This is a genomic window from Microbacterium sp. NPDC056736 (assembly GCF_042790415.1).
Lineage (GTDB): Bacteria > Actinomycetota > Actinomycetes > Actinomycetales > Microbacteriaceae > Microbacterium.
Genome location: NZ_JBHTZE010000002.1, coordinates 104,588 through 119,383 on the forward strand (window position 1 = coordinate 104,588; position 14,796 = coordinate 119,383).

Genomic DNA, 14,796 nt, shown 5'->3' on the forward strand with positions numbered 1-14,796 from the left:
TCCAGCTGAGGGCCGGAGTACTCCCCACATGATCGCGCTCACCATCGCCCAGATCGCCCACGCCGTCTCGGGCGAGCTTCATCTCGCCCCCGGCGCCACCGCCGACACCGTCATCTCGGGCGCCGTCGACACCGACTCCCGGCTCATCGAGGCGGGCGGCGTGTTCGTCGCGAAGCCCGGCGAGGAGACCGACGGCCACCTGTTCGTCGACGCCGCCGCCGGGAAGGGCGCGGCCCTCGCGATCGTGGAGCGGACGGTCGAGGCTCCGGTGAGCCAGATCGTCGTGGCCGACGCCGTCGAGGCGCTGGCCGATCTCGCCCGCGACGTCGTGAAGCGGGTGAAGGATGCCGGTGACCTCCGCGTCGTCGGCATCACGGGGTCCAACGGCAAGACGACGACGAAGAACCTGCTCGCCCGCATCCTGGAGGGGGAGGGCGAGACCGTCTCGCCGAAGGCGTCGTTCAACAACGAGGTCGGCGCGCCCCTGACCATGCTCCGCGTGACCGCGTCGACGAGGTACCTCGTGAGCGAGTTCGGGGCGAGCGGCCCCGGCGCCATCGCGCGCCTCGCCGGCCTCGTCGACCCGGACGTCGCCGTCGTGCTCATGGTCGGGATGGCCCACGCCGGCGGGTTCGGCGGGATCGAGGGGACCTTCCACGCGAAGTCCGAGCTGGTGAAGTCGCTGCGGGCGGGCGGCGTGGCCGTCCTCAACGCCGACGACGCCCGGGTCGCCGCGATGGCGCCCATCGCGTCCGAGGCGGGTGCGGGTGTCCGCTGGTTCGGCCGCGGCCAGGGTGCGACCGACGTGCGGGCGGACGACGTCGTGGTGACGGCATCCGGAACCTCGTTCACCGTGACCGCCGACGGCGTCTCGCTGCCGCTGCGACTGCGGGTGCTCGGCGAGCACCACGTGATGAACGCGCTGGCCGCCATCGCCGCGGCCACGACGCTCGGCGTGTCCCTCGCCGACGCCGTCGAGAGCCTGGAGACGGTCGAGATCGCCGAGCGCTGGCGGATGCAGCCGCTGGGCTCGGACCGCGTGCGCATCATCAACGACGCCTACAACGCCAGCCCCGACTCCATGGCGGCAGCCCTGCGCACACTCGCGCAGATCACCGGTCCGGGCGAGCGCACGGTGGCGGTGCTGGGCGCGATGAGCGAGCTCGGCGAGTACTCCGAGGAGGAGCACGACCGCGTCGGGCTGCTGGCGGTGCGCCTGGGCATCCAGCGGATCGTGGTGGTGGGCGACGCGGCGCGCCGCATGTACCTCGAGGCCGTCGCGCAGGGTTCGTGGGACAACGAGGCGGTCTTCTTCTCGACCGCCGACGAGGCGTTCGACTACCTGCGGGGCGAGCTGCGCGAGGGCGACCGCGTGCTGGTGAAGTCCTCCAACTCGGCGGGACTGCGGTTCCTCGGCGATCGTCTGGGAGAATCGTTCTCGTGAGATCACTCCTTACCGCGGCAGCGATCTCGCTGGCATTCACCCTGTTCCTCACGCCGGTCTTCCTCCGGCTCTTCCGCCGATGGGGCTGGGGCCAGGTGATCCGGACCCCGGAGGACATCCGCAACCCCAATCACCAGACCAAGCGCGGCACGCCCACCATGGGCGGGACGATCTTCATCGTCGGAACCATCGTCGGATACCTCGTCGGCGGCTTCGCGGGCAACAACCCGCCCACGATCTCGGGCCTGCTGGTGATATGGATGATGGTCGGCCTCGGCGCGGTCGGCTTCATCGACGACTACATGAAGGTTCGTCAGCAGAAGTTCATGGGACTGAGCGGCTGGCGCAAGATCCTCGGCCAGGTGATCGTGACGGTGCCGTTCGGCATCGTGGCGCTCAGCTTCCCCAACCAGTACGGGCAGACCCCCGCCTCGCCCTACATCTCCGTCTTCCGAGACGTGCCCGTGCTCTCGTTCATGGCGCTCGGTCTCATCGTCGGCTGGATCCTCTACCTCGCCTGGGTGTCGTTCATCGGCGTCGCCTTCTCGAACAGCACCAACGTGACCGACGGGCTCGACGGGCTCGCGGCCGGCTCGGGCATCTTCGTCGCGGGCGCCTACAGCCTGATCGCCTTCTGGCAGTTCAACCAGGCGTGCTGGGGAGGCGAGGCGCTGTCGGCCGCGGCGAAGGCCGCGTGCTACCCGACGCGCGACCCCTTCGACCTGGCCATCGTCTCCGCGTCGTTCGTCGGCGCCCTGGTCGGCTTCCTGTGGTGGAACGCGCCCAAGGCGAACGTCTTCATGGGCGACGTCGGATCGATGGCGATCGGCGGAGTCCTGGCCGCCATGGCGATCCTGACCCGCACCGAGCTGCTGGCGGTCCTCGTCGCCGGCGTCTTCGTCATCGCCCCCGGCTCGGTGATCCTCCAGCGGCTGTACTTCAAGATCACCCGCGGCAAGCGGCTCTTCCTGATGAGCCCCTTCCACCATCACCTCGAGATGCGCGGCTGGTCCGAGGTGACCATCGTGGTCCGCATGTGGATCATCGCCGGCCTGCTCGCGGTGTCGGGTGTCGGATTCTTCTACGTCGAATGGCTCTCCCGCACATGACCTCGGAACGCCTGGCCACCCTGACCAGCTGGAACGCCGACTGGAAGGGGCTGCGGGTCGCCGTGCTCGGGCTCTCGGTCACCGGCTTCTCGGTCGCCGACACGCTCGCCGAGCTCGGCGCCGACGTCCTCGTCGTGACCGAGAGGGCCGACGAGGAGTACGAGCGCCTGCTGCCCGTCATCGGCGTCCGGCTCTGGACCGGGCCCCTCGGCTCCGTGCCGGCCGAGCTCTCCGGGTTCGAGCCCGACGTCGTCGTCGCCTCCCCGGGCTTCTCGCCGAGGCATCCGGTCATCACGTGGGCGCGCGAGCGCGGCATCGCGCTGTGGGGCGACGTCGAGCTGGCATGGCGCGTCCGCGACAAGGTGCTGCGCGCGGACGGCACCCCGGCGGACTGGATCCTCATCACCGGGACGAACGGCAAGACGACCACGACGCGCCTGACGGCCGCCATGCTCGTCGGCGGCGGGCTGCGGGCGGCGCCGGTCGGCAACATCGGCACGCCGGTCCTCGATGCGGTGCGCGACCCCTCGGGATTCGACGCGCTCGTGGTCGAGGTCTCGAGCCACCAGCTCTGGTACCTGGGCCTGCAGAGCGGTCCCGAGCCGGTCTCGCCGCACGCGGCGGTGTGCCTGAACCTCGCCGACGACCACCTCGAGTGGCACGGCTCGTTCGACGACTACCGCGACGCGAAGGCGCACGTCTACGACAACACCCGCGTCGCGTGCGTGTACAACAAGGCGGATGCCGCGACCAGGCGCATGGTCGAGGACGCCGATGTGATCGAGGGCGCGCGGGCCATCGGCTTCGATCTCGGCGTGCCCGGCCCGAGCGACCTCGGCGTCGTCGAGGGCATCCTCGTCGACCGCGCCTTCCTCGAGGACCGGCACAAGAGCGCACTGGAGCTGTCGACGGTCGACGAGCTGACGCAGCTCGGGCTGGCGGCACCCCACATCGTGGCGAACATCCTCGCCGCCGCCGCCCTCGCGCGCTCGCTGGGCGTGCCGCCGCTCGCGATCCGCGACGCGCTGCGCGGCTTCCGCCTCGACCCCCACCGCATCGAGGTGGTCGCCCGGCACGCCGGCATCACCTGGATCGACGACTCGAAGGCCACGAACCCGCACGCCGCCGCGTCGTCGCTCGCGGCGTATCCCGGTGCGGTGTGGGTGGTCGGCGGCCTGCTGAAGGGCGTCGACATCTCGGCTCTCGTCGCCGGCAGGGGCGCCGGAACGAAGGCGGCCATCGTCATCGGCCTCGAGCGGGCGGAGGTGGTCGCCGCGTTCGAGCGACACGCGCCGGCGGTGCCCGTGTTCGAGGTCGAGGCCGATGAGACTGAAGAGGTCATGGCGCAGGTCGTCGAACTGGCGGCGGCGGTGGCGCGCGACGGGGACGTGGTTCTCCTCGCTCCCGCCGCAGCATCCTTCGACCAGTTCACGTCATACGCAGACCGCGGCCGCAGGTTCGCCGCCGCGGTACGGGATCGGATCGGGACAGGGGAGACGGGTGACCACGACGCAGCCGCCTCGGACCCGGCCGACCCGGACGGGTCCGACACCGACGAGCGCCGAGGACACTGACTCCGCGCGCCGCGGGCTCGCCGCGCGGGTCTCCCTCGGGCGCATCTTCGCCCCGGTGCCGAGCGAGTTCCTGCTCATCGCGTCCACGACGCTGCTGCTGACGGTCTTCGGGCTGGTGATGGTGCTGTCGGCGACGTCGGCGATCGCGACCGCGCGCGGCGTGGCGCCGTGGGAGGACGTCATCAAGCAGGTCGCCTTCGCCGCGATCGGCATCCCGCTCATGCTCATCGCCAGCCGGCTGCCGCTGACCTTCTTCAAACGGGTGGCCTGGCCGGCCCTCATCGCGGCGATCGCGCTGCAGCTCCTGGTGTTCACGCCGCTGGGCATCGACATGGACGGCAACCGCAACTGGATCAACGTCGGCGGCGTGCAGGCGCAGCCGTCGGAGTTCCTCAAGCTCGCCCTCGCCCTGTGGGTGGCGTTCGTGCTGTTCCGCAAGCGCACGCTGCTGGCCGACTGGCGCCACGTCTACATCCCGCTCGTGCCGGTGGCGGGGCTGGCGATCGCGACCGTGATCGCGGGCCGTGACCTCGGCACCGCGATGATCCTCGTCCTGGTGGTGCTCGGCGGGCTCTTCTTCTCCGGCGTGAAGCTGCGCGTGTTCATCCTGCCGATGGTGGCCGCGGTCGGCTTCGTCGCGTTCTACTTCTTGACGAGCCCCGACCGCATGCGGCGGTTCATGAGCTTCCTCAACCCCAACTGCCTCGACGACTACTTCAACGACTGCTACCAGCCGCTGCACGGCATCTGGGGTCTCGCCAGCGGCGGCATCTTCGGGCTCGGGCTCGGCAACTCGCGCGAGAAGTACGACTGGCTGCCCGCGGCGGCCAACGACTACATCTTCGCGATCGTCGGCGAGGAGCTCGGGCTCATCGGCTGCGCGGTGGTGCTGACGCTGTTCGCCCTCTTCGCGGTCGGCGCGTTCCACATCATCCGCAAGACGGACGACCCGTTCGTGCGCATCGCCGCCGGCGGCATCACGGTCTGGATCGTCGGCCAGGCGCTCATCAACATCGGCGTGGTGCTGCGCGTCTTCCCGGTGCTGGGCGTGCCCCTGCCGTTCATGTCGCAGGGCGGCACGTCGCTGCTGTCGGTGCTCGTGGCGGCCGGCGTCCTGCTGGCCTTCGCCCGCACCCTGCCGGCCTCCGTCGCGCGACGCGAGGCGCGCATCGCCGAGGTGCGCGCCGCGCGCGAGCGGGCGAAGCTGCGCGCCGTCCGCTGACCGCGGTCGTTGCCGCCGGCCTCGGACGCCCCCGGTCTCTTCTCCCAGGTTTGGGGCGCGCCCTGTGCGCTCGGGGCGCGCGAGGTGCGCCCCGAACGGACGCGGTGCGCCCCAAACCCGGAAGGACCGAGCCGGGTAGGCTCGGGGAGTGACGACGTACCTCCTGGCCGGCGGCGGCACCGCCGGACACGTGAACCCGCTCCTGGCGGTCGCCGATGCACTGCGCGCCCGTGACCCGGAGGCCGTGGTGCTCGTCCTCGGCACCCGAGAAGGGCTCGAGGCGCGCCTCGTGCCCGAGCGGGGCTACGAGCTGCTGTTCGTCGACAAGGTGCCGTTCCCGCGGCGCCCCGACAAGGCCGCCGCAGCCTTTCCGGCGCGGTTCCCGCGCGCGATCGCACAGGTGCGCGCCCACATCCGCGCACGCGGCGTCGACGTCGTCGTGGGCTTCGGCGGCTACGCCTCGGCACCCGCCTACGTCGCGGCGCGCCGTGAGCGCGTGCCGTTCGTGGTCCACGAGGCGAATGCGCGCCCGGGACTGGCGAACGTGCTCGGCGCCCGCCGGGCCGCCGGCGTCGGCGTGGCCTTCGAGGGCACCCCGCTCAAGCGATCGCGGGTGGTGGGGATGCCGCTGCGCCGCGAGATCGTCACTCTCGACCGCGTCGCACTCCGCGCCGAGGCGGCCGCCCACTTCGGGCTCGACCCCGCCCGGCCCGTGCTGCTGGTGTTCGGCGGGTCACTCGGGGCTCAGCGTCTCAACGAGGCCTTCGGCGAGGGCCACGGCGCCGCCTGGCGCGACGTCCTCGACGCCGGCTGGCAGCTGCTGCACATCACGGGGGAGCGTTCCGAACTCTCCGACCCCGGTGCGCCCGGCTACGTCGTGCGCCGCTACGTCGACCGCATGGACCTCGCGTTCGCCCTCGCCGACGCGATCGTGTCGCGCGCGGGCGCCGCGACCGTCAGCGAGATCAGCGCCCTCGGCATCCCGACGGTCTACGTCCCCTACGCCGTCGGCAACGGCGAGCAGGCGCTCAACGCGTCGTCCGCCGTCCGCGCGGGCGCGGCCGTGCTGATCCCGGATGCCGACTTCACGGGGGAGCGCGTCCGCTCCGAGGTCATCCCGCTCCTGGGCGACGACGCCCGGCGTGCGGCGATGGCGGCGGCCGCGGCATCCGTCGGCACGCGCTCGGGGACGCAGAACGTCGTCGCGATGATCGACGCCGCACTCCGGGGCTGACGAGGACCACCGAGCCGGGGACGGTCAGCGCGCCCTGCCCGAGGCGCCGGCCGCCCAACTTAGGATTGGACGGTCATGATCAGACCCGATCTCACCCTCCCCATTCCCGACGACATCTCCGCGGCCCACTTCATCGGCATCGGCGGATCCGGCATGTCGGGGCTGGCCCGCATGTTCCTCGAGCGCGGCATCCGCGTGTCGGGGTCCGACCGTGCCGACAGCGCGGCGCTTCGCGAGCTGGCCGGACTCGGAGCCACGGTGCACGTCGGGCACGACGCGGCGAACCTCGCCGACGACGTCGACACCGTCGTGCACACCGGTGCGATCTGGCCCGAGAACCCGGAGTTCGTGCTGGCGAAGCAGCGCGGCCTGCACGTCATCCACCGCTCCCAGGCGCTGTACTGGCTCATCGGCGGGCGGCGCCTCGTCTCAGTCGCCGGAGCCCATGGCAAGACGACGTCGACGGGCATGATCGTCACGGCCTTGCACGACCTCGGCGTCCAGCCGACGTTCGTCAACGGCGGCGTCATCGCCCAGCTCGGCGTGTCCAGCGGCAGCGGCTCGGACGACCTCTTCGTCATCGAGGCCGACGAGTCCGACGGCACGTTCCTGCTCTACGACACGTCGGTCGCGCTCATCACGAACGTCGACCCCGACCATCTCGACCACTGGGGCACCCGCGAGGCGTTCTACGAGGCGTTCGCGCGCTTCGCCGACGAGGCACGCGAGGCCGTCGTGATCTCGTCCGACGACCCCGGTGCGCAGCTGGTCGCCGCCCGCCTCACGCACGCGCACGTCGTCACGTTCGGCGAGGCCGACGACGCCGCCGTGCGCGTGAGCGACATCGTCACCGACGGCCCCGTGGCGTTCCGCGTCACCTACGACGGGCGCACCGTCGACGCGCAGCTGCCGGTCCCCGGCGCGCACAACGCGATCAACGCCGCCGGCGCCGTCGCGGTGCTGCTGACCCTCGGCCACGACCTCGATCCGGCCGTCCGTGCCGTCGAGGGGTTCGCGGGCACGGTCCGCCGGTTCGAGCTGCACGGCGTCGAGCGCGGCGTCAGCGTCTTCGACGACTACGCCCACCACCCCACCGAGGTCGCCGCGGCGCTGGCCGCCGCACGGACCGTCGTCGGCGACGGCCGCATCATCGCGATCCAGCAGCCCCACACCTATTCGCGGACGCAGGAGATGTACCGCGAGTTCGCCGAGGTGCTCGAGCGGTACGCCGACCACACCGTCATGCTCGACGTGTACGGGGCGCGCGAGGACCCGGTGCCCGGCGTGACGGGCGAGCTCGTCAGCGGCGCGTTCGCCGACCCGTCGCACGTGCACTTCGTGCCCGACTGGCAGCAGGCGGCCGACTACACGGCGTCGGTGGCCCGCGACGGCGACTACGTCATCACCCTGGGCTGCGGCAACGTCTACCAGATCATCCCGCAGGTCCTCGAGGCTCTCGGCCGCACGCGCACGGGGGAGTAGCAGCCGATGCGCCGTCCGTCGCCGTTGCCGCAGCCGCCGGTCGCCTCGCGCACCCCTGCGCAGCCGGCCGCGCCGGCGCGCCGGTCGCGCGAGCGGGCCGAGGCGGCACCGGCCGCAGCCGCCCCCGAGGATCACGCCGGCACCGGCGTGGACGAGGGCGCGCCGGCGCCCGTCATCCCGCTCGCGGCACCGACGCCCGCCGCGCCCGGGTCCAGCCCGGACGTCCGCGGCGAGGCCGCCGATCCGGCGGAGGCGGCCGAGGTCGGCTTCCGCGAGGTGTGGAGGGCGGCGCACGCGCGACGCAGGGCGCTGCGCGCCGAGATCCGCCGCTTCACCGCGCGCCAGCGACGTCGCCGCATGATGTGGGTCGGGGCCGCGGCATCCGTGCTGGTCCTCGCGCTCGGAACCCTCGGTGCCGCCTACAGCCCGCTGTTCGCCGTCGAGGAGATCACCGTCACCGGGGCGCAGCAGCTCGACGTCGCCGCGGTCGAGACGGCCCTGGCCGGTCAGCTGGGCACGCCGCTTCCGCTGGTGGACGAGAGCGAGGTCAAGGCGGAGCTCGTCGCCTTCCCCCTCATCGAGACGTACGCCCTCGAGGCGCGTCCGCCGCACGAGCTCGTCGTGCGCATCGTCGAGCGCACGCCGATCGGGCTCATCGAGACGCGCGCGGGCTACACGCTGGTCGATGCCGCGGGAGTCGCGCTGTCGACCACCGCCACGCCGGCGGCGGGGACGCCGCTGCTGTCGATCGAGGGCGGCGTCGACTCCGACGCGTTCGCCGCGGCCGGACAGGTGATGCGCTCGCTCCCCGCCGACATCCGCGCCCAGGTCACCGAGGTCTCGGCGACCACCCCGGACGACGTGACCCTCGCGCTCGGCGGCTCCAACGCGCAGATCGTGTGGGGAAGCGCCGCGGACTCGGCCGAGAAGGCCGTGAACCTCGCCAAGATGATGGCCGCCCGGCCCCCGGCGGAGGTCTCCACGTACGACGTGTCGTCGCCCGACGTCGTCGTCGTCCGCTGATCGAGCACGTCTCCGCGAAAGTTCGGCACCGGATGCCGCGACACGCCGATCCGCTCCCGGCGCGGGGGCGGCGTCCGCATACTTTCGAGTCGAGGAATTGCATACCGGGCAATTCTTTATACCTCTACTAGAGGTTGAAGGTTTAGAAGGTCCAGGGCTACGGAGGCCGGCATGAGCCAGAACCAGAACTACCTCGCCGTGATCAAGGTCGTCGGCGTCGGCGGCGGTGGTGTCAACGCGGTCAACCGCATGATCGAGCTCGGCCTGCGGGGCGTCGAGTTCATCGCCATCAACACCGACGCCCAGGCGCTGCTGATGAGCGACGCCGACGTCAAGCTCGACGTCGGGCGCGAGCTCACGCGCGGGCTCGGCGCAGGCGCCGACCCCGAGGTGGGCCGTCGGGCCGCGGAGGACCACGCCGAAGAGATCGAGGAGGCCCTGCGCGGCGCCGACATGGTCTTCGTCACCGCGGGCGAGGGCGGCGGAACCGGCACCGGCGGCGCCCCCGTCGTCGCGAAGATCGCGAAGTCGATAGGAGCGCTCACGATCGGTGTCGTGACGAAGCCCTTCTCGTTCGAGGGTCGTCGCCGCCAGCAGCAGGCCGAGACGGGCGTCTCGCGCCTGAAGGAAGAGGTCGACACCCTCATCGTGGTGCCGAACGACCGCCTGCTCGAGATCAGCGACCGCGGCATCTCGATGATCGAGGCGTTCGCCACGGCCGACCAGGTGCTCCTCGCCGGTGTGCAGGGCATCACCGACCTCATCACCACGCCGGGTCTGATCAACCTCGACTTCGCCGACGTCAAGTCCGTCATGCAGGGAGCGGGGTCCGCCCTCATGGGCATCGGCTCGGCGCGGGGGGCGGATCGCGCCATCAAGGCCGCCGAGCTCGCCGTGGAGTCTCCGCTGCTCGAGGCGTCGATCGAGGGTGCGCACGGCGTGCTGCTGTCGATCCAGGGCGGATCGAACCTCGGCATCTTCGAGATCAACGACGCCGCCCAGCTGGTGAAGGAGGCCGCGCACCCCGAGGCCAACATCATCTTCGGAACGGTCATCGACGACACGCTCGGCGACGAGGTGCGCGTCACCGTCATCGCCGCGGGATTCGACGGCGGCGAGCCGCAGACGCGCATCGAGCCGATCACGGCCGCCCGCGTGGTCTCCACGCCCGCGATCCCCGTCACCCCGGCCGAGGAGGCGGCGAAGGACCACCGCGAGACGACCGAGCAGGCGCCGGTGCCCGTCTCGGTGGGCGCGGTCACCGAGTCGTCGTACGACACGGCCTTCGGCGACGACGACCTCGACATCCCCGACTTCCTGAAGTAAGCCCTGCGGCGCGCTCAGGACAGGCTCAGAAGGTGATGGGAGATCTCCGGGCGCGCCTCGCGGCGGTCGACGACAGGATCGCGGATGCCGCGCGCGCGGCCGGTCGCGATCCCGCGGCGCTGACCCGCATCGTCGTCACGAAGTTCCACCCGGCGTCGCTGGTCGCCGAGCTGCATCGGCTCGGCGTCCGCGACGTGGGGGAGAACCGCCAGCAGGAGCTCAGCCGCAAGGCCGTCGAGGCCGGCGACCTCGACGGCCTGCGGTGGCACTTCATCGGGCAGGCGCAGACCAACAAGGCGCGGGCGATCCGGGCCGCGGCATCCGTCGTCCACTCCGTCGACCGTGCCCGCCTCGCCGACGCGCTCCACGCCGCCGCAGAGCCGGGGGAGCCGGCGCTGGACGTGCTCCTGCAGGTCAACCTGACCGACGATCCCGGCCGCGGCGGCGTGGCCCCGGCGGAGCTGGAGTCGCTGGCCGCACATGCCGCCGGGCTCCCGTCGCTGCGCGTGCGCGGGATCATGGCCGTCGCCCCCCTCGACGAGCCGCCCGCGCCCGCGTTCGAGCGTCTGCGCGGCCTCGCCGAGACGCTGCGCACCGTGGTGCCCGACGCCGGCTGGATCTCGGCCGGCATGACCGCCGACTTCGCCGAAGCCATCGCGGCCGGCGCGACACACCTACGCATCGGCTCGGCAATCACGGGCCCCAGACCACAACGCGGTTAACCTCGGAACAGATGAGCACTACGGAGGATCAGATGTCGAACCCGCTCAAGAAGACCATGGTGTACCTCGGACTCGCGGACGAGGAAGAGGTCTACGAAGAGCCGGCCCCGCAGCCCCGTGCTCGCACGTCCGAGAAGGCGGTCGAGAAGCCGGCCGCCCCGGTGACGCCGATCCACCGCCCTGCCGTCGTGCGGCAGCCGGCGCCCGCGACGATCAACGAGATCCTCACCGTGCACCCGAAGCAGTATCGCGATGCGCAGATCATCGCCGAGAACTTCCGCGACGGCATCCCGGTGATCATCAACCTCTCGCAGATGAGCGATGCCGACGCGCGCCGCCTGATCGACTTCGCCAGCGGACTCTCGCTGGGGCTCTACGGGCGCATCGAGCGCGTCACGAGCAAGGTCTTCCTGCTGTCGCCCGAGAACGTCGCCGTGTCGGGCGATGGGGCGGTTGCACAGGCGGATCCGGAGTCGGTTCCCTTCGCGCAGCCGTAATCTGGCTACGTGGCAGTCGTCCAACTCATCGCAGCGATCCTCAACCTCGCGCTGCTGCTCTATGTCTTCGTGTTGCTCTCCCGGCTGATCCTCGACTGGATCCCGTTCTTCAATCGGGAGTGGCGCCCTCGCGGCGCCGGCCTGGTGGCCGCCGAGATCGTCTACACCGTCACCGATCCGCCGATCAAGCTGTTCCGCCGCTTCATTCCGCCGCTCCGCGTGGGCGCGATCGCGATCGACTTCGGATTCGCGCTGACGATGCTGCTCGTGTTCATCCTGCTCAGCGTCACGCGCACCGTCGCGGGCTGAGCCGAAGGGCGGCATCCGACGCGCCGGTGCCCTTCGACACTCTCCGGACCGGTGACTATGCTTGCCTGATACGCACCGCCGTCCACCGGCGGTCGGCCCCGACATCGGCCAGCGACCAGAGCGCTCGAAAGAGGAATCACCATGGCATTGACCCCCGATGACGTCGTCACCAAGCAGTTCCAGCACGTCCGCTTCAAGGAGGGCTTCGACCCGGACGAGGTCGATGACTTCCTCGACGAGATCGTCGTCGAGTGGCGTAAGGCTCTGGCTGAGAACGAGGAGCTGAAGGCCAAGCTGGCGGCGTACGAGTCGGGCTCCGCTCCCGCGCCGGCCGCCGCCCCGGCCCCTGCCCCCGTCGAGGCCGCTCCTGCCGCCGCCGCCACCGCCGGCGGCCCCGCCGCGAGCGCCGGCATCATCGAGCTCGCGCAGCGTCTCCACGACGAGCACGTCGCCGAGGGCATCGCCCAGCGCGACCAGCTCATCGCCGACGCCAAGGCGCAGGCCGCCTCGATCGTGTCGGAGGCCGAGACCCGCGGTCGCGAGGAGGTCGCCCGTCTCGAGCGCGAGCGCACCAACCTCGAGGGCCGCATCTCCGAGCTGCGCAACTTCGAGCGCGACTACCGCGCGCAGCTCCGCAGCTACATCGAGGGCAAGCTGCGCGACCTCGAGACCACGGCGACGACGTCCGGCGCACAGCCGGTCTCGGCGCTCGGTCTCTAGGCCCGGTCCTTGACGGGCCGACCTCCCCTTCGTCAGGCGGCGGCCGGCACCATCATCGCGACTCTCGCGGTGCTGGTGCTGGCCGCCGACCAGTTGGCGAAGCAATCCGCTCTGCAGAACCTCCCGTACCAGGAGCCGGTGCACGTCATCGGCGACTTCCTGATCTTCTACCTCACGCGCAACCCGGGCGCCGCCTTCTCGCTGGGCGCCGAGGTCACGTGGATCTTCACCATCGCCCTGGCCGCCGTCGCCGTCGTGATCGGCTGGCTCGCGGCCACGCGGGTTCGCTCACGTCTCTGGGCGGTCGCGCTGGGACTCCTCCTCGGCGGCGTCCTCGGCAACCTGACCGACCGTCTGCTGCGTGAGCCGGGCTTCGCCGTCGGGCATGTCATCGACTTCATCAACACGCCGTGGCTCTGGTTCTTCCCGGGGATGTCGCCGGCGATCTACAACATCGCCGACATCTTCATCGTGTCGATGATGATCGGCGTCGCGATCCTCGTGGTGGTGGGCCTGCACCTCGACGGCACGCGCGAGCCTCGCCGCGGGGCCGCTGCGGCCGATGACGAGCAGGCGGATGCCGCGGCATCCGGCTCTCCCGAGGACTGACGTGGAGTCGCGCAGCCTTCCCGTGCCCGACGGCCTCGACGGCGCCCGCGTCGACGCCGCGCTGGCCAAGATGCTCGGCTTCTCGCGCACCTTCGCGGCCGACGTCGCCGAGGCCGGCGGGGTGTCGATGGACGGCCGCACGCTCGCGAAGTCCGACAAGCTGCGCGGCGGCGCCTGGCTGGACGTCTCGTGGGCGCCGAAGGAGGAGCCGCGGGTGGTGCCCGTCGAGGTCCCCGACCTCGGCATCGCCCACGACGACGACGACATCGTGGTGGTCGACAAGCCGGCCGGCGTCGCGGCCCATCCCTCGCTCGGGTGGGAGGGGCCGACGGTGCTCGGCGCCCTCGCCGCGGGCGGCTTCCGCATCGCCACGACGGGCGCGGCCGAGCGCCGGGGGGTCGTGCACCGCCTCGACGTCGGCACCAGCGGGCTGATGGTCGTGGCCAAGACCGAGCGCGCGTATGTCGCGCTGAAGCGGGCGTTCAAGGAGCGCGAGGTCGAGAAGATCTACCACGCGGTCGTGCAGGGCCACCCCGACCCGCTCGTCGGCACGATCGACGCGCCGATCGGGAGGCATCCGTCCCACTCCTGGAAGTTCGCGGTCACACCCGACGGCAAGGACTCCATCACGCACTACGAGACGCTCGAGGCGTTCCCGGGGGCGTCGCTTCTGGAGATCCACCTCGAGACGGGGCGGACGCACCAGATCCGCGTGCACATGGCCGCGCACCGGCATCCGTGCGTCGGCGATCCGCTGTACGGGGCGGACCCGACGATCTCGGCCCGGCTGGGGCTCACGCGCCAGTGGCTGCACGCGCGCGAGCTGTCGTTCGTCCACCCGGCGACCGGCGAATGGGCCACCTACACGTCGGAGTACCCGGCCGACCTGGCGCACGCGCTGGACGTGCTGCGCGGCGACTGAGCCCGGGGCCGTCGAGCACGGAATCGGACATTTCGTGCGACACGCGGCGAACGGATGCCGCGGCCCGGCGTGTCGGCGGAACCCTCCGATTCCGTGTCAGCGGCCGCCCTCGAACCGGGCGACGTCGTCGTCGGTCAGCGCAGACTCGATGCGCCGCCGCATGTCATCCTGCTCGAACGCCGGCAGGGCGCCCAGGTCGTACCAGCCGACTTCGGTCATCTCGCCGTCGACCGGGAACGGGTCGCCCGACACCCAGCGGCAGCGGAAGGTCAGATCCAGGTAGTCGCTCTGGTCGCCGTTGCTGTAGGTGATCCGCGGGATCTGGTGCACCCACGCGAGGCGCTCCACGCGGCAGCGGACGCCGGCCTCCTCGAGGGTCTCGCGGACGGCGGCGTCGGCGGGCTCCTCGCCGGGGTCGACGATGCCCGTGACCGGCGTGAGGTGGCCGTTGTCGCTGCGGCGGCCGAGGAGCACGCGGTCGTCGCGGAGCACCACCGCCGTCACGCCCACCAGCGGCAGCGGGTCGGTGCCGATCTTGCGGCGGAGGTCGAGGACGAAGTCGGGGGTGGGCACGCACCCACCCTAGGCGCGGATGTCGGAGCC

At 71.6% G+C, this 14,796-nt stretch carries 15 protein-coding genes; 14 read left to right on the forward strand and 1 reads right to left on the reverse strand.

Annotated elements, in window-relative coordinates:
* Positions 1-28: 28 nt before the first annotated feature.
* From murF to ACFRAL_RS05045, 14 genes are all read left to right on the forward strand, one after another.
* Positions 29-1,444 (forward strand): UDP-N-acetylmuramoyl-tripeptide--D-alanyl-D-alanine ligase, encoded by a 1,416-nt coding sequence (gene murF / locus ACFRAL_RS04980; RefSeq protein ID WP_378880473.1) that lies wholly within the window; start codon positions 29-31, stop codon positions 1,442-1,444.
* On the forward strand, positions 1,441-2,553 hold the full coding sequence (gene mraY / locus ACFRAL_RS04985) for a phospho-N-acetylmuramoyl-pentapeptide-transferase (protein ID WP_336397787.1): 1,113 nt from the start codon (positions 1,441-1,443) through the stop codon (positions 2,551-2,553). The genes murF and mraY overlap by 4 nt, the downstream gene beginning before the upstream one ends.
* Positions 2,550-4,127: a UDP-N-acetylmuramoyl-L-alanine--D-glutamate ligase gene (gene murD / locus ACFRAL_RS04990; protein ID WP_378880477.1), complete on the forward strand. Its 1,578-nt coding sequence runs from the start codon at positions 2,550-2,552 to the stop codon at positions 4,125-4,127. Before mraY ends, murD begins: the two co-directional genes overlap by 4 nt.
* A complete protein-coding gene (gene ftsW / locus ACFRAL_RS04995; protein WP_336397789.1) occupies positions 4,054-5,349 on the forward strand; it encodes a putative lipid II flippase FtsW in 1,296 nt (431 codons plus the stop codon). Before murD ends, ftsW begins: the two co-directional genes overlap by 74 nt.
* 148 nt (positions 5,350-5,497) lie before the next feature.
* On the forward strand, positions 5,498-6,583 hold the full coding sequence (locus tag ACFRAL_RS05000; protein WP_378880481.1) for a glycosyltransferase: 1,086 nt from the start codon (positions 5,498-5,500) through the stop codon (positions 6,581-6,583).
* Between the two features lie 75 nt (positions 6,584-6,658).
* Positions 6,659-8,065, forward strand: a complete 1,407-nt coding sequence (murC, locus tag ACFRAL_RS05005; protein WP_378880484.1) for a UDP-N-acetylmuramate--L-alanine ligase — start codon at positions 6,659-6,661, stop codon at positions 8,063-8,065.
* A 6-nt stretch (positions 8,066-8,071) separates the two neighbouring features.
* On the forward strand, positions 8,072-9,088 hold the full coding sequence (locus ACFRAL_RS05010) for an FtsQ-type POTRA domain-containing protein (RefSeq protein ID WP_378880486.1): 1,017 nt from the start codon (positions 8,072-8,074) through the stop codon (positions 9,086-9,088).
* A gap of 171 nt (positions 9,089-9,259) precedes the next feature.
* The gene (gene ftsZ, locus ACFRAL_RS05015; protein WP_336397791.1) at positions 9,260-10,414 is read left to right on the forward strand and encodes a cell division protein FtsZ; all 1,155 of its coding nucleotides are present in this window, start codon (positions 9,260-9,262) and stop codon (positions 10,412-10,414) included.
* Positions 10,415-10,449: 35 nt separating this feature from the next.
* The gene (locus ACFRAL_RS05020) at positions 10,450-11,136 is read left to right on the forward strand and encodes a YggS family pyridoxal phosphate-dependent enzyme (protein WP_378881279.1); all 687 of its coding nucleotides are present in this window, start codon (positions 10,450-10,452) and stop codon (positions 11,134-11,136) included.
* A gap of 32 nt (positions 11,137-11,168) precedes the next feature.
* Positions 11,169-11,633 carry a cell division protein SepF gene (locus ACFRAL_RS05025; RefSeq protein WP_336398050.1) on the forward strand — a complete coding sequence of 155 codons (465 nt, stop codon included), beginning with the start codon at positions 11,169-11,171 and terminating at the stop codon, positions 11,631-11,633.
* Positions 11,634-11,642: 9 nt separating this feature from the next.
* The gene (locus tag ACFRAL_RS05030) at positions 11,643-11,942 is read left to right on the forward strand and encodes a YggT family protein (RefSeq protein WP_378880489.1); all 300 of its coding nucleotides are present in this window, start codon (positions 11,643-11,645) and stop codon (positions 11,940-11,942) included.
* A 141-nt stretch (positions 11,943-12,083) separates the two neighbouring features.
* Positions 12,084-12,662, forward strand: a complete 579-nt coding sequence (locus tag ACFRAL_RS05035) for a DivIVA domain-containing protein (protein WP_336397794.1) — start codon at positions 12,084-12,086, stop codon at positions 12,660-12,662.
* Positions 12,663-12,671: 9 nt separating this feature from the next.
* Positions 12,672-13,271, forward strand: a complete 600-nt coding sequence (gene lspA, locus ACFRAL_RS05040; RefSeq protein ID WP_336397795.1) for a signal peptidase II — start codon at positions 12,672-12,674, stop codon at positions 13,269-13,271.
* Between the two features lies 1 nt (position 13,272).
* Positions 13,273-14,193, forward strand: a complete 921-nt coding sequence (locus ACFRAL_RS05045; RefSeq protein WP_336397796.1) for an RluA family pseudouridine synthase — start codon at positions 13,273-13,275, stop codon at positions 14,191-14,193.
* A gap of 96 nt (positions 14,194-14,289) precedes the next feature.
* Here the strand turns inward: ACFRAL_RS05045 and ACFRAL_RS05050 are convergent, their stop codons facing one another.
* On the reverse strand, positions 14,290-14,766 hold the full coding sequence (locus ACFRAL_RS05050) for an NUDIX domain-containing protein (RefSeq protein WP_378880494.1): 477 nt from the start codon (positions 14,764-14,766) through the stop codon (positions 14,290-14,292).
* Positions 14,767-14,796 lie beyond the last annotated feature (30 nt).

Bases quoted from the DNA above. Each gene is read 5' to 3' on its own strand.
- ACFRAL_RS05035 (WP_336397794.1), top strand. From the start codon at position 12,084: ATGGCATTGACCCCCGATGACGTCGTCACCAAGCAGTTCCAGCACGTC.
- ACFRAL_RS05025 (WP_336398050.1), top strand. From the start codon at position 11,169: ATGTCGAACCCGCTCAAGAAGACCATGGTGTACCTCGGACTCGCGGAC.
- murF (WP_378880473.1), top strand. From the start codon at position 29: ATGATCGCGCTCACCATCGCCCAGATCGCCCACGCCGTCTCGGGCGAG.
- ACFRAL_RS05020 (WP_378881279.1), top strand. From the start codon at position 10,450: ATGGGAGATCTCCGGGCGCGCCTCGCGGCGGTCGACGACAGGATCGCG.
- murC (WP_378880484.1), top strand. From the start codon at position 6,659: ATGATCAGACCCGATCTCACCCTCCCCATTCCCGACGACATCTCCGCG.
- murD (WP_378880477.1), top strand. From the start codon at position 2,550: ATGACCTCGGAACGCCTGGCCACCCTGACCAGCTGGAACGCCGACTGG.
- ftsZ (WP_336397791.1), top strand. From the start codon at position 9,260: ATGAGCCAGAACCAGAACTACCTCGCCGTGATCAAGGTCGTCGGCGTC.
- ACFRAL_RS05010 (WP_378880486.1), top strand. From the start codon at position 8,072: ATGCGCCGTCCGTCGCCGTTGCCGCAGCCGCCGGTCGCCTCGCGCACC.